This window comes from Sporosarcina sp. P1, assembly GCF_002743155.1.
GTDB lineage: Bacteria > Bacillota > Bacilli > Bacillales_A > Planococcaceae > Sporosarcina > Sporosarcina ureae_B.
The window spans coordinates 63,215-78,577 of record NZ_PDYS01000008.1; the positions used below are offsets into that span (position 1 = coordinate 63,215).

Sequence of the window (15,363 nt, forward strand, 5' to 3'; positions counted from 1 at the left end):
TGGCACTTACCTGAGATTACAGACTCGGTATGCTGTGAACTAAACTCCATGAATTACTATCCGTCAATTCATTCATTTTCACTTCAATATCTCCGCCTAAATAAAGTGTTTCGCCTTGTACTGCGATAACCATCGCCTGTAGAGGGGGAACACTGTTGTTAGATTGGTAGACATCACCTACTTTAGGTATATGCGCTTCAGGTGTGAGGATTTCCAACTGTTCGTTTCCATGTTCAGTTATATAATTGACATCTGGTACTTCCAAATCAATAATATTCGCGCCTTCCTTAAACCCAGGGATCATCACCCAATATTCATTATGTTTAATTCCATTGGATTTATTGCTGATGACGCCGTTTCGTTCAATGGAAGACACCATTTCAATCGCGTGGAGATAGTGATAATCTAAAGAATCTGGCTGAGGGTTGATGATTAAAATATAATCGCCTACTTTAGCCTTCTCATCTTTATGCAATGTATATCGTTTATGATTCACTACAAAACTGTCCATATGTTTTGGTTTATACAAAGTAATTTCTTTAGCCGTTGCCAGTTGTTGTTCAAAATCTTCTAGTCGAACCAAGTGAACCGACTGCTTAAAAAAAGCTTTCACAGAGTAGACTTGATGCAGCTTATTTTGGTAATAAACAAATTGGCCTTTTCTAACATTTAAAAGATTCAATGGAATTCACACCTTCTTAAGTATTTTCTGATGGCAACTATCTTTTCTTCAGAATATAAACACATCATAACAATAATTATGGATTTACGATATTAAATCGGATCGTTTATAACATATTTCCCTAACGATTGTGTTAGATGAATACAAAAAACTCCAAGCAATAAATGCTGAGAGTTCTCCATGTATGCATATGATCCGTGCCAGTACCATTCAAAATAGTTCTCGAGTTATACGAGCACTTAATCTCACTTATTCATCTGCTTGTTTTTGCTTTTTTTCCAAATACGCCGTACGTATTTTTTCAAGATGCTTCTTTTTATCAAATAGCGCTGGCTTGTTCTTTTCATGATACTTCGCTACAGACGCCTTGCCTTTGCTATCCAATTGATACTTTCCCATATGATTCACCTACTATTCTTGTCGTCTTGAGAGAACATCTATTCAACTTATACACGTTACCTTATTTTACCAAACAGACCTTCTTACTTTATTAGTATACCCTAAATCTTACGGATAATAGTAAAAAATAAATAATGTATGTGAATGAATTGTATATGGACGTGACACCTACTTTACTACTGGCTCCATCACCGTCAACGTTCGATTCACCGTATCCATCCGAACACTCGCCCCAATAGGAACTGTGGCTTTATAGAAACTATGTGCGCTGGCTAGGTTGGTCAATAAAGGTTTGCCTAGTGGAACTAGAAATTCATTGATCAAATCTTCGTAGCTTTTCCCGTAGGCAGATTGACAGTTCGTGCATTGTCCCATAATGATGCCTACACAATCATCAAATTTCCCTGCCATCGCCAAGTGATTTAAGTATCGATACACCGTATTGACCGGCTCGTGCGTTTCTTCCAACAGAAGAATTCGGCCTTCTGTATTAATCTCAAACGATGTGCCTAATGTGCCCACGAATGACGTGAGATTCCCGCCTACAATCGGTCCTGTAACGTTTCCTGGAACTAATCCAATCAACGGAACTTCAGACGGATTCATAATCTGCCAAGGCGCCTTAACATTTGATGTCGCTGTAAAGAATTGATTGAAATTATATGAAGGCGTTCCTGGACTAAAGTCTAACAATAACAAACTTTGAAAACTGATAAGATCAGCGTATTCAAACAATACATTTAATAAAATCGTGATGTCGCTATATCCCGAAACAATTTTAGGATTTTGCTTAATGACGTTGAAATCCAGAAATGGTAAAATCCCTGCCACCCCGACTCCACCGCGAGTAGGTAAAATCCATTTCACTTCTGGATTTTTAAACATCTTCATTAAGTCCGAAGCCCTTTGCCGAGGAGTCGCTGCAAGAAATCCATTAGCGGAATACACATGCTCTCCCACCACGACTTTATATCCCATTCCTTGCAACATCCGAATCCCTTCCGTAATGCGATTAGCCGCCAGCGGACTTCCAAGCGTCACAACGCCTACTGTGTCGCCTCTTTTTAATTGTTGCGGTTTCGTAGCCATGAACTAGTAGCTCCTCTCCCCTTGTCAGTAGCACAAACTTTTTCTTTTGTATTAGCATATGTTTGTGTGGCTTTTTTGGGGACTGGAAACGGTACCAGGGGAACGAAAACGGTTGCGAACGGTACCTGCGAACGGTACCAGGTCCCCACACAACTCTCGTACAATTCTGAATTGTTTCCGAATTGTGTGGGGACCTGGTACCTTGAAAACACAAAAAACTCCGCCAGTTTGCATAAACCTGCGGAGTCTTTTTTAGAGTATTTGGATGCATAGTTTTGTACACAACTATCTGTGAAATCAGTCCCCTACGATATCTAAACACCACGTGAAATTTTCCCACGCCGAATACCAGCCGGTGAAAAGCTCGTGCGAATCATCCCAACGAACTTCAAATTTCTTTTGACCGTCAACCTCTACTAAATATAGCGCCAATGTAGAATCTTCCTTAGCGACCGCCAACTTCATACCGTTTTGAAGTTCTTCTTCAGTGAATGGCACATCAGACACCGATCGCAACTGTGCTTGCTCGAATACTTGCTTATTACTAATTCTATATTTCATAAAGACCCTCCACTAAAACATTTATTCATATGTACACTCGTACCTCTTCAGTATTTTATAAGAGTACAGAAGTATATTTTATACGTATTTACTCGTGAAATCAAATACAAAAGGTACCAGGTCCATACACAATTACAGAACTATTCAGAATTGTATATGATTTGTGTTGGGACCTGGCACCTAATCAATTCTTGAACAAACTTTACTAATATGTTAAGATATTATCTCAGACGACTTTCTTAATTTATTAAGGAGTGACGTCTATTTTTTAAATCCTAATTTCTAAAAGATTAGAGAAATCCGGATTTGCTTTTAATTACATACAGGAGGTACTTATGCTTAAGTTTGAAAACGTTACCAAAGTGTACGAAGGTGGATTTCAAGCCGTGAAATCTGTCAACTTCGAGATTGCTGAAGGTGAATTACTAGTTCTGATAGGACCTAGTGGTTCAGGCAAGTCTACTACAATGAAAATGATTAACCGGATTATTCCACACACCAGTGGGAAAATTTCTATCAACGGCAAAGATATCAAATCTTACAACGCCGCTGAACTCCGCAGAAATATTGGTTATGTCATTCAGCAAATCGGTCTTTTTCCTCATTATACGATTGAAAAGAATATTTCTATTGTACCCCAACTCAAAAATTGGGATGAAAAAGAAATTAAAACACGTGTAATAGAATTACTTGAACTAGTCGGGCTTGATCCCGAAATATATGCTACACGTTATCCGAAAGAATTATCAGGTGGACAACAACAACGTGTCGGCATTGCGAGAGCGCTTGCAGCAGATCCGGATGTTATTTTAATGGATGAACCATTCAGTGCACTTGATCCCATTACACGTGAACAGCTGCAAGAAGAATTACTTAAGCTACACAAAAAGTTAAAGAAGACCATTGTCTTTGTTACACACGACATGGACGAAGCGTTAAAGATGGGCGATCGTATTGCTATTATGAAAGACGGCAATTTACTTCAGTTAGACACTCCAGAGAAATTACTACACGAACCCGCTCACGGCTTTGTAGAAGAATTTATGGGTAAGCATCGAATTATCCAAAACCCTGAACTGATGCCTGTTACGGAAATAATGGCAGAGAAAGTTGTCACTACCCGTTCCAACATTTCTCCAGAACGAGCCATTTCGCTTATACGTCAACGAAAAATAACAGATCTTCTCGTCATAGATGATCATAAGAAGCTACTCGGGATTGTTTCTGCTTACGATTTAATTAAAAATGTAGATGGCATTAAAACCATTGATGAAGTGATGAAGCCAGCCGTACCTTTTTTAGTGGATACGGCAACAGCGAAAGATGCCATTATCATGATGGATACCTCACCGTTCGGCATGATTCCAATTGTTGATGAACATCATACACTGGTAGGACTCGTCAACCGCGGCTCCTTACTCTCTGCGATGTCTAGTCAATGGACAGATAAGGGGGCCGATCTACATGAATGATTTAAATATATGGCAACAACTAGTGGAACAAACCAAATTGCGCTGGCCGGAAGTGCTCGAAGCAACGTCCATCCATATTCAACTCGTATTCTTCTCGATGATCCTCGCGGTGCTCATTGCTGTAACGCTCGGGATTCTCATTACGCGCGTACCAAAACTTAAAACTGGAGTCCTTGGCGCGGCAGGCATCATGCAAACCATCCCTAGTTTAGCTGTACTGGGTTTTATGATTCCTATCTTCGGAATTGGCGTGAAAACCGCAATTGCTGCGTTATTCCTTTACTCTTTACTGCCTATTATGCGAAACACATACACGGGAATTAAAGACGTGGATCCAGCTACAATCGAAGCCGCGAGAGGTATGGGTATGACGAGCATGCAAATTTTGTTTAAAGTAGAATTGCCTCTTGCAGTCCCTATTATTATGGCCGGAATTCGAACAGCTGCGGTCATTAACGTCGGTAACGCGACACTGGCAGCATTCATCGGAGCAGGTGGGCTCGGCGACTTCATTTTCCTCGGAATTACACGTGGAATTGACGGATTGATTTTACTTGGAGCCATTCCAGCGGCGATCCTTGCGATTGCCCTTGAAACGTTCTTTAGCGCCGTTGAACGTTGGACGACGCCGGAAGGATTGAAATGATGTTAAAAAACAAACTTACACTATTACTTGTCACAATCTTACTGGCCAGCCTACTTTCAGGCTGTATATTCAATGAAAAAGATTCACTTAGACTCGGTTCCCGGAATAATACCGAAAGTATTATTTTGTCTCACATAATGGGACAATTAATTGAGGATAGATTAGGTATAGATATTCTCTACAAAGAAAACCTGGGTGGCTCGTCGGTCGTTTGGAACGCCATGACAAATGACCATATCGATGTCATCCCTGACTATACGGGAACTATTGTGGTAACGTATTACCACGAAGAACCCGGGACAGCTGAAGAAACATTAGCAACGACCAAAAGACTTGTCGCAGGTGACCATATCACCGCACTCGGTACGTTCGGATTCAATAATACGTATACACTAGCATTGGATGAGGCGAAAGCTGAAGAGCTCGGCCTTGTGACGTTTAGTGATTTCGCTAAAGTTTCGAAAGACTTTACATTGGGCGCAGTGTTCGAATTTATTGACCGGCCAGATGGATTACCTGGTTTCCAAACGGAATATGACATTGCGTTTAAAGATGTCAAAGGAATGGACCACGGCATGATGTATCGCGCGATTGGTGCAAATGAAGTAGATGTTATTAACTCCTACACGACAGATGGACAGCTGGCGATTGCGAATCTACGCGTGTTAGAAGATGACAAATCGTACTTCCCTCCCTACCACGCACTGCCGTTAGTACGGGATGAAACACTCAAAGAATACCCAGAACTTAAAGAAATTCTCGGCCTTCTCGAAGGTAAAATCGATGAAGAAACCATGCAAGTCATGAATGGAAAAGTCGATAATGACGGTATTATGGTTGAACTCGTCGCCAAGGAATTCTTGGTGGATAGTGGGTTAATTGAAGAGAAGTAAATGGAAACAGCGCATTTCTTGTGTGTAAACAAGAAATGCGCTGTTTTTTCGTAGACGGTACCAGGTCCGCACACAACTTCAACACAATTCAGAATAGTTTCTGAATTGTGTCAGGACCTGGTACCCGTTTCAAAATAGAACCATATGTAGTGCTTCCTTTACTGATATACTAAAGGTAACGATTGTTAAGAATATACTACCTATTAGTACAAGTGAGGGATGATAGTGAGAAAAGCTTGGAAGTTAGCAGACTTTAGAAAATTGAGTGGTATGGAGATTCCACTATATATCTTGATGTTTTTTGCCGTCCCAATAAGCTTGACCTTTCATAGCAAATTACCGATTTTATTTATTTTCTATATGGTATTCGCGATCGTCTTATTTTTAGCCATATGGTATCGCAAACATAAAAAGGAAAGAACTTATCCAAAATATTACGGAATTTCACTCTCGTTCTTTCTAACAGTCTCCATTGCCGCTTTTTATTCTTTACTTACTCCGAATTTAAACGCAGCAGGATATGGCTACGTGATAGGCTTCTTTGCTTATCTGGCAGCGGTATATATTTTACTGATTTATTTATTTAACTTCATTTACTTCCTTGTACTTAAGCGAGTGTTTCCTTCAGAAAAGGAAAACAATGAGGATGAAGTAGAGGAATTGAGCTTGAAAGAAATCTCAAAAACTATGGACTTGGATAGACAAAAGCAGTATTTGAATATCACCATTGTGAACAGTTTATTATCTGTCATACTCATAGCATATTTCACTTTATTTGGTATGAAGAAGTGGAAGTCCAAAGTAGAATTTGAAGAATCTCAGGCATTAAAAAGTTTATTTGCTTGGCTAGAAAACCAGGATTCCATCACCTTATTTAATGGAGTCAGCTTATTATCAATAGTCATCACGATCTATGCACTAACATTTTCTGCTCAAATTAAAATTTTCGATGAAGCTAAGAAAAAGTATACTGAGGAGTATTAGTTTTAAAGGTACCAGGTTCGCACACAAATCCAGATCAATTCAGAATTGTTTCCGATTTGCGTTGGGACCTAGCACCTCAGTTAAGATTCACATCAAATACAGACACAGTCAGTCGATTTGAAATAAATTCGACATCTTGCCACGTCAATAGATTTTCAACATATCCTAATGTATCTGAATTAGTTGGCCCAATAATACGTTGCATGGCTAATAAATCAAAATAATTATTAGTGTTTGTTGTATTAATTGGAAATAAGGCTCCTATCCCAAGAACTCCGCCTTGAACTGGATTTTTTAATATCCCATTACCATTATAAAACTGGGATAAATAATCAATGCCTCTGTTACCTATGTCTATGATGAATAAAACGTTAAGCTGTGAACTTTCCACACGCACTTTATAAAAATCCTCATAATGTGCTTCGAATTCATACTTTTCATCGTAATGATCACTGTTGAACAATTCCTGTAACCTGTCATTTCTAAAGGAATAGATATAAAAAATACGATATCCCCCACTGCCGCCCATGTCCATACTTACCATCATGTCAAGGACACCATCTTTGTTAAAATCCCCAAGAAACAAGCGCGCATTATAGCCCGCGTTATTTTTCAGATGGACGGTTGTACTTTTAGTTGACCGTCCATCATGTATCACAATCGTAATGTTATCAGCATAAATACCTGGTGGCCCATCGAACTGACCATACAAATAAACGGTGTCCAAAATACCATCCCCGTTGACATCTCCCATTTTCATATCCAACAATGTACGTTTGCCGTTAACCTCAATCTCTCCTATTCAAATGTAATCGATGTTCATTGTATAATATGCCGATACAGTCTAGTTGATTTTCTTCTAATGAATAAGTAACCAATTCCATAACACAGAAAAAAATACTCCAATGTTAAGAAAACCAAAAGAGGATTTTCACTATTCCGGATAGGCATTTTTAAATATATTATTTCCACTTACATAGTTGTGTGGGGACTTGGTACTTACTTTAAATTAAACAGGTCCCGAAACAATCAGGAATTGTTTCGGGACCTCGTATACTCACTTAGTTTTTTTACACGTTTCACCAATCCATACAGCTCTTTCCCCTAACTGTCCACTCGTTGAATTACAAAAGGTACCAGGTACACGCACAATTTCGACACAATTCTGAATAGTTTCCAAGCTGTGTCGGAACCTGATACCCACTTCAATCAGCCGGCCCTATTTCCATGGCATATGCGCCATAGAAAAAGCTGTCCTTAACTTCAAAAGCTGTCACACTGTATCGAACTTCTTTTCCATTCGCAAAGCGGATTGTCGCGATATAGTCACCTGGCTTTTCAAGCATAATATACGTAAAATTGTATTCATTTCTTTCTATTTTTACGTTGTCAGAGATTTTCTCACCATCTACTTTGGCGAGAGCTATATTTTCCACCGTTTTATATTTCGTATTGAGCGCTACCTCTGTTGGCAGTGAATCATCCGTCTTTTCTAACGTCAAACGTAGATCGCTGCCCTCTTTTTTCACATGAACATAATACTTCTGATACATCCATTCATTTCCCGCTCTTCCCGCAATGACAAATCCACCTTTTCCTTCCTTGATCGGAATTAGTTGAACTTGATCTTGCATGCCATCTTTCTTCCCTTTCACTGCTCGGAATACGCCCGGATTCACTTCATCTGTGAGAATCGATTCGATGGTATCCCATCCTAAATCGCCCACTTCCACTGTCACGGCATTCTTCATCATTACTTGCTCTGTCGCCGCAAGCATTTTCGCGGCTTGCCCTCGTGTAATCGATGCGTTCGGGCTGAATGTTGTAGGAGATGTACCCGAAGTAATGCCGAGCTGGTAAATCACAAGTACGTCATTTGTAATGCCGACTTCCCCTTTGAACGGGTTTTTTACATCCACACTACGTGGTAAATCAAATGCTTTCACAAGAATCGCAGCCATATTTTTACGCTTAATCGGCTCATTCGGTTTGAAACTGCCGTCCGGATAACCACCGATCATTCCTTCTTCCGCCATTTTCACAATCGCTTTATAAAAACCATGAGACGCGGGTACATCTTTGAATTTCTGTCCTTTTACATCCGATGTATCCAGACCTCTCATCTTCGCAATAATCGCCGCTGCTTGTCCTCGCGTAATCGAATTCCCCGGCTTGAACGTCCCGTCTGGATAGCCACCTATGATGTTACGCTCAGCCAACTCATTCACTGCATCCGCAAAATGCTTTGACGGCGGCACATCCTTGAACGGCTGGCTACTTTCTGCGTGTGCTGCGGATAAAGGTAGGCTGCACGCCAGTAGTAGCGCACACAACCCGCCTAATAATTTCTTTTTCATCGTCTGATCTCCCCTGTCTTTTAATGTTTTTATGTATTTGTTCGCGGTATAGACGTAGGTTAGTGTATATAGTTTCATTTTATTTTCGAGAAATAAAAAAACGATAGAGCAACTGTTTTTCACAGTTTTTCTATCGTTTGGTTTGTAAGTATCAGATCAGGATTATTTCAAAGTCCATCACGATCTATGTTAGGAATAGTACGATGATCTTCTATTACCCCGATCTCATATTTCCGCCAGTCCCCAAGATCCCCTTTGGACGCGAGCTCTCCGTGCCGGATCAGTTCCTTTACACGGTATTCAATCCACGTATCACCTGTGTACTGTTCTAGTTCTCCATATACTTGTCCAATGAGACGCAGTACGTTGTAATATTCACCGGGATACTCCGATTGTAGCTGACGTGCACATTCCATGATGAACGAGTCGTGGCGATCTTCATCCGAGCTCCACAGTTCGTCGTATTGCCAAGTTCGTAAGTAAGACCCATCATACATGAGTGATTTGCCTTCCTGTTCAATTGCTATGCGGCGGGCTGGATTCCATTTCCATGGTTCGTAGTGCGCGTACAGTTCGAGCAGCTGTTCAGGCGACAGTTCACTAGAACGTAGGATGTGAATTTCTTCGCTATGCTTTGTGGTTCTGTACAGAGATTCGAATGCTTTGGTCGTGTTGAGTTCGCTGATTTCATTTGGCCGACCACTCAGGAGGTAAGTGGCAAATCGCAGGCCAGTTTGTTCTGCTGCGTTATTACCTGCCCAGAGGATGATTGGTAAGTGTGGAGGAATGCGTTTGATATCCTGTACCGCACAACGGAATTCGTTCTCTTGTTCTTGGATGTCACCACGAAGATGTTCTTGAAGCCAACAGAATCGATTCTTGATTCCCTCATCTGTATGGAGTGATTCAACTGGACCGATTGATAGGATGTCGGGTAGTGATATGATTTGCTCGGTTGACTTTAAGGGCTCTTTGCGGAATGCATGTCGTAGAGCTCCCGCAAACGCACGATCAAAGACGATGTGGACGGTTTGTGGGCGAATTTCATCCACAGAGAGCAGCGACCTTGTTATTTGCCCAAGCGCCGTATCGTCCAATCGCTCCGCTTGAATGAACAGCTGCTCGACAATTGTTTTTGCTTGTTGCGGAGTGAATGGTTTTCTTGGTTGGTAATTTTCATTCATTTGCATTGTACTCCTTTTGGTTGCTTTCTTGTAAAAAGTACCAGGTCCGCACACAACTTAAACACAATTCAGAATGGTTTCCGAATTGTGTCGGGACCTGGTACTCGTTTCAAAACTGATGATTTCCTGAAATAAGAAGCGTGGAATTCGAAGAGAACATGAATACAGGTACCTGCGCTTGAAACTCTCATGATGGTTTAAACATTCATGGGTGTTTCTTGCATAGGTACCTGCTTTTTGATCTGTTCGAGGAGCGATAGTTCGCCTATCCCTTAAGCATAATTAATCAGTTGAGCAATGACTAAGAATACAATGGCAAGCCCATACCATATTAAAAGGAGTGGCCAAATGAATTTCACCCATTTGCTCCACTGGATACCGACAATTGCTAAAGCTGCCATAAAGTATCCTGACGTCGGGTAGAAGATGTTGGAGAAACCATCTCCGAATAAGAATGCAAGGACTGCTGTTTGTCTAGATACACCTGACAAGTCTGCAAGCCCAGACATAATGGGCATAGTAACCATCGCTTGTCCACTTCCCGATGGAATCAGGAAGTTCAGTAACGCTTGGACGACTAACATAATCGTGGCGGTAACACTACTTGGCATTGCTGCTACTAGATTCCCAGCTGCATATGTGATCGTATCCATAATATTTCCATCATTTAGCACAACTGCGACTCCACGTGCAACACCAACGACTAACGCTCCTAAAAGGATATTTTTAAAACCCTCTATAAATGATTCCGAAATTTGAGATACTCCGAGACCTGCAACCAGACCCACAACGATCCCGGTCATAATATATAAACCAGATAGTTCCCGGAAATACCAGCCGTGTTCGAACAAGCCCCAGAGTAAAACGCCAAATGCAATCAACACAATAACAGAAGCAAGTTTTTGCCTGGTTGTTGCTTTCAGCTCATCTGTAACTAGCATTGCTTCACTCTGAGTTACATCAGAAGCATCATATGTAATACTTAACTCGGGATTACTTCGCACTTTTTTAGCGTAGCGAACGACGAATAATATACCAACTAAAAGTATAGTAGCAAGAATAACAACTCGATAACCCATTCCAGAATATAACGGCAGTTGAGAAACCGTCTGGGAAACACCTAAGTTTGGAGGAGATGTAAGTCCGATAGTAAATCCGGAGATTGTGGCTACAAGTACTGTTCCTGCTGCTGTAACCTTATCAAAACCCAATTTAAGCATAAGTGGTAAAATAGCAGGCAAGTAAATTAAGGATAATTCCACTTGACCCGTAAACGTAGTAATAATGGCAAAAGGGATCATCAAGATCGGAATCACCCATAGTCCTCTAGTTGAAAACATATTAGCTAATTTTCCAACGCCGATACTAATAATTCCAGTTCGTTCAATGACTGCGAACATACCGCCAATCATTAACACTCCAAAAATAATTTCTGCTGTCTCAATCAACCCAGTTGGAATGGCAAACATAAAGTCAAATAGACCAACCGGTGTTCTTTCAACCAATTCGAAAGTGTCGGGATTAATAACCTCCCTACCGTCTTCCATCGTCACACGCTCGTATTCACCTGCAGGTACGATATAACTTGCAAGGGAAGCTAAGATAATAATCATAAATAGGACAACGAAAATATGGGGCATGGAGAATTTCTTCTTTTCACTCTTCACTTCATTTTCTTTCACTAAAACGTATCTCCTTTTTACCATTCAAACGACTCATCACACTTGTTTTTTGGAGTCTAGAACTTTGATGTTATTTTTCTTGTTACCTATCTCCTTCCTATTCATTCGCAGTAAACAGGAGTTTCAAGAATGAAAAGATTCCATCAATTACGGCAAACGAATACGTTCTATACTATATAGTTTGTTCGTATTAATCAAGACCTCCTTCACCAAAGGTACCAGGTCCCCACACAACTTTAGTTTAATTCTGAATTGTTTCTGAATTGTGTGGGGACCTGTAGTCGCCTCTATACTTACAACACGCAGCACCGCACTCGAACAGGCCTCCTGCCAGTTTGGAGGGAGGCCTGTTCTATTATTCTGCCGTTGCAGCCGCTTCTGCCGTTTTGAGTTCCTGCTTTCTATTAAACGTGAATTCTTTCCGGCTGGAAGCAAACAGCGCAATGGCGGAGACCGCATAGAGGCAAACCGCTACCAGTACGCCGTAGTTGAAACCAAGCCGCATGTTATCGCCGGATATATCGACGAAATAACCGGTGAGCAGCGGCGCGATGATGCCGGCAAAACTGCCGACAGCCATTTTGAAGCCCAGCACGAAGCCGATTTGGCGGCTCGGAACGATGGCGCTGATAATACTGGCCGTGCACGGCGCTACTGCGGCATTTACGGTAATGCCGATCAGCAGGAAGATGATGGCCAGAACCGGTGTCTGGACAACTGTCAGCGCACCGAATGCAAGAGCGGAAGAGACAAGAGATACGAGTGCGATGAAAACATAGGACTTCCTGAGATTTTTCGTCTTATTGAACAGCACATCGCTGATCTTCCCAAGAACAATTGTGCCGACAGCCGCACTGATGCCGATGAACGCAAACGTTGCGGCCATCTTATCCGGCGTCAAGCCGACGATTTGCAACAGGTATGTCGGTGCCCAGACTACAATCCAGGCAATCATCCACATCACGATGAAGAATGAAGACAATATCGCCAGGAAATAAGGAGTCGCCAGCATCCTCATCACTTCACTTATACGCATATCCTGCTTTTCTTCGACCGGCGGCACTGCCTCCCCTTCCGCCGAATATCCGGCCAGCCTCAAGGTATCCGGTTTCTCCTTGAAGAATCCGAAGGCAATGAGCCAGATGAAACTCGACACGCCCAGAGCCGCAAAGGTGAATTGCCAGCCGAAGCCGCCAATCAATCTCACGAGCAGCGGAGCCGTCAGATACGCTCCGAAAGTGGCGCCGGATAAGAGAATCGCGGTAGCCGTTCCGCGTGCTCCCGGGGCAAACCATTTCGTCAGATGCGTGATGCAGAGAGCCAGCGTAGCTCCTTCGAAAAAGCCGAGCAGGACCCTGACGACCACAAGCAGCGTCAGAGTGTTCACCAGATAGGCGGACACCAGCGAAATGGTCCAGCCCAGCGCCAGAAACATCAGTAACTTCTTCGTCCCGAACCGATTGGACAATCCCGCAATGAAAATGCTTCCGACTGCATACATCCAGTAAAAACTGCTTCCCGCCAGACCGAATTGCTCGTAATTCAAATTAAGATCATTCATGATCGGTTCAGATGCCAGTCCCAGCACAGATTTATCGGCAAAATTGATCACATAGAAAATAAATAATAAAGCAAGAATCACCCAACGCATACAACCACGCTCCCTTGAATGGTATCGAAATGAAGAGCGTATGACAGCTAAGCAGTCATACGCCCCTCCCAATGCAGCAAAGACGTACTGTTTTTTCATTTCTTACTGTTCAAACATCCGGAACATGGCTCATGTGGAAAGCTGCTGTATTCCCTCCCCTGGCAAGGTTAGGACAATGACATCCCGCTCGGGCATGCACCGAATTCCTTGCGCTCCAGCTTCCTGTTTCAAACGGGGGCGTGCACCATCCGCCGCTTTTCACAGACTCATCCCATTCCCTTTTCTTTATCACCCCTTTCACGGCGCAATACCGTTCATATGCCGATTAAATAGTGACGGAAATCAATTTTGTTTCCAAATAGTCATCCAGGCCGTATTTTCCGCCTTCCCGTCCAAGGCCGCTCTCTTTCACACCGCCGAAAGGCGCCTGGACAGAAAACGGGGACACATCATTCACTCCGACCATGCCGTATTCCAATCGCTCGGACATCCGGTACACAAGCGACAGGTCCCTCGTATAGAAATAGGCTGCCAGCCCGTATTCCGTATCGTTCGCTCTTTCCAGCACCTCTTCCGCAGTGGAGAAGGTCAGCAGCGGAATGACCGGCCCGAAGGTTTCTTCCCTGGTAATCAGCATCTCTTCCGTTACACCCGAAAGAATGGTCGGCGGATAGAAGAACCCTTTCTCATGTTCACCTTCCGTCAGCCTGCGGCCCCCGCAGACCAGCACCGCTCCCTGCGTCACCGCGTCCTCCACTTGCCTGTCCATCCGTTCCACCGCTTCCCCGTTGATCAGCGCCCCCATCCCGGTTTCTTCATCCAGACCGTTACCGACTTTGATTTCCTCCGTCTTCCGGCGCAGTGCTTCCGCAAACTCCCCGGCTATGTTTTCGTGTACATAGATCCGGTTCGGGCAGACACATTGCTGGCCGGTGGATGAAAACTTCCCTTTCACCAGTCCTTCGACCGCCAGTTCGATATCCGCATCCTCGAAAACGATGAATGGTGCGTGACCTCCCAACTCCATCGAAACGCGTTTTATGGTGGAAGCTGACTGCGCAATCAGCTTTTTCCCTATGCCGGTCGAGCCTGTAAATGAAATTTTACTGACGGCCCTTTCATTCATCAGCACATCGCCGATCACACGGGATTCACCCGTCACGAGATTCACTACACCTTTCGGCAGATCTATCTCTTCGAAAATCCGGCACAGCGCGGCAGATGAAAGCGGAGCCTCTTTGGAAGGCTTCAATACTACCGTACAGCCGACCGCGAGCGCAGGCGCCAATTTCCGTGCCGCCATCGCCAGCGGAAAGTTCCACGGCGTAATAGCCGCCACGACGCCCACCGGCTGCCTGATTACCTGCACCCGCTTATTCGGTGCGGAGGCCGGTATGACATCGCCGTACACTCTGCGCGCCTCCTCTGCATACCATTGGAAAAAGCCGATGGCGCTGCCGACTTCGAACCTGGCATCATGGATGGTCTTGCCCATTTCTTTCGTGATGATTTCAGCCAACTCTTCCTTCTTTTCGGTTAATTTGCCGGCCAACTGCCGAAGATAGGCGCCGCGCTGATCCGCCGTTAATTCCGACCATCCCGGAAAAGCCCGTTTTGCGGCCTGCACCGCACGCTTTGTTTCTTCGGTTCCGGCCATCGGTACGGTATCCACGACTTCTCCGGTTGCAGGATTCCTGACTTCCATAACCCGGTCCGCAGTGATCCATTCTCCATCAATATACATTGCTGTTCCCCCTGTCGTT

General features: G+C 43.2%; 14 protein-coding genes. 4 read left to right on the forward strand and 10 right to left on the reverse strand.

From position 1 onward, the window contains the following. Positions 1-16: 16 nt before the first annotated feature. The 4 genes from CSV73_RS09655 to CSV73_RS09670 form a co-directional block, all read right to left on the reverse strand. Positions 17-682 carry a hypothetical protein gene (locus CSV73_RS09655; protein WP_085131521.1) on the reverse strand — a complete coding sequence of 222 codons (666 nt, stop codon included), beginning with the start codon at positions 680-682 and terminating at the stop codon, positions 17-19. A gap of 249 nt (positions 683-931) precedes the next feature. Continuing rightward, positions 932-1,081 (reverse strand): hypothetical protein, encoded by a 150-nt coding sequence (locus tag CSV73_RS16585; protein WP_099627381.1) that lies wholly within the window; start codon positions 1,079-1,081, stop codon positions 932-934. A 168-nt stretch (positions 1,082-1,249) separates the two neighbouring features. Further along, positions 1,250-2,170 carry a S66 peptidase family protein gene (locus tag CSV73_RS09665; protein WP_099627382.1) on the reverse strand — a complete coding sequence of 307 codons (921 nt, stop codon included), beginning with the start codon at positions 2,168-2,170 and terminating at the stop codon, positions 1,250-1,252. Positions 2,171-2,467: 297 nt separating this feature from the next. Continuing rightward, positions 2,468-2,731 (reverse strand): hypothetical protein, encoded by a 264-nt coding sequence (locus CSV73_RS09670; RefSeq protein ID WP_085131531.1) that lies wholly within the window; start codon positions 2,729-2,731, stop codon positions 2,468-2,470. A 335-nt stretch (positions 2,732-3,066) separates the two neighbouring features. Between CSV73_RS09670 and CSV73_RS09675 the strand changes: the two genes are divergently transcribed. The 4 genes from CSV73_RS09675 (at position 3,067) to CSV73_RS09690 (ending at position 6,726) form a co-directional block, all read left to right on the forward strand. Continuing rightward, the gene (locus CSV73_RS09675) at positions 3,067-4,203 is read left to right on the forward strand and encodes a betaine/proline/choline family ABC transporter ATP-binding protein (protein ID WP_099627383.1); all 1,137 of its coding nucleotides are present in this window, start codon (positions 3,067-3,069) and stop codon (positions 4,201-4,203) included. Next, on the forward strand, positions 4,196-4,849 hold the full coding sequence (locus CSV73_RS09680; protein WP_099627384.1) for an ABC transporter permease: 654 nt from the start codon (positions 4,196-4,198) through the stop codon (positions 4,847-4,849). The genes CSV73_RS09675 and CSV73_RS09680 overlap by 8 nt, the downstream gene beginning before the upstream one ends. Then, on the forward strand, positions 4,846-5,742 hold the full coding sequence (locus CSV73_RS09685) for a glycine betaine ABC transporter substrate-binding protein (protein ID WP_233202870.1): 897 nt from the start codon (positions 4,846-4,848) through the stop codon (positions 5,740-5,742). The genes CSV73_RS09680 and CSV73_RS09685 overlap by 4 nt, the downstream gene beginning before the upstream one ends. A 225-nt stretch (positions 5,743-5,967) precedes the next feature. Then, positions 5,968-6,726, forward strand: a complete 759-nt coding sequence (locus tag CSV73_RS09690; protein ID WP_085131534.1) for a hypothetical protein — start codon at positions 5,968-5,970, stop codon at positions 6,724-6,726. A gap of 76 nt (positions 6,727-6,802) precedes the next feature. Here CSV73_RS09690 and CSV73_RS09695 read toward each other — a convergent pair whose 3' ends face one another. The 6 genes from CSV73_RS09695 to CSV73_RS09720 form a co-directional block, all read right to left on the reverse strand. After that, positions 6,803-7,480, reverse strand: coding sequence for an FG-GAP repeat domain-containing protein (locus tag CSV73_RS09695; RefSeq protein ID WP_233202871.1), 678 nt, complete (start codon positions 7,478-7,480; stop codon positions 6,803-6,805). Positions 7,481-7,931: 451 nt separating this feature from the next. Further along, on the reverse strand, positions 7,932-9,083 hold the full coding sequence (locus tag CSV73_RS09700; protein WP_158232330.1) for an S-layer homology domain-containing protein: 1,152 nt from the start codon (positions 9,081-9,083) through the stop codon (positions 7,932-7,934). 167 nt (positions 9,084-9,250) lie between these two features. Then, the gene (locus CSV73_RS09705; RefSeq protein ID WP_158232331.1) at positions 9,251-10,267 is read right to left on the reverse strand and encodes a DUF1835 domain-containing protein; all 1,017 of its coding nucleotides are present in this window, start codon (positions 10,265-10,267) and stop codon (positions 9,251-9,253) included. Between the two features lie 272 nt (positions 10,268-10,539). Then, positions 10,540-11,949 carry a YfcC family protein gene (locus CSV73_RS09710; protein ID WP_233191784.1) on the reverse strand — a complete coding sequence of 470 codons (1,410 nt, stop codon included), beginning with the start codon at positions 11,947-11,949 and terminating at the stop codon, positions 10,540-10,542. Positions 11,950-12,304: 355 nt separating this feature from the next. Then, complete coding sequence (locus tag CSV73_RS09715) at positions 12,305-13,600, reverse strand: MFS transporter (RefSeq protein WP_158232332.1); 1,296 nt, start codon at positions 13,598-13,600, stop codon at positions 12,305-12,307. Positions 13,601-13,925: 325 nt separating this feature from the next. Next, positions 13,926-15,344, reverse strand: coding sequence for an NAD-dependent succinate-semialdehyde dehydrogenase (locus CSV73_RS09720; protein ID WP_099627390.1), 1,419 nt, complete (start codon positions 15,342-15,344; stop codon positions 13,926-13,928). Positions 15,345-15,363: the final 19 nt, after the last annotated feature.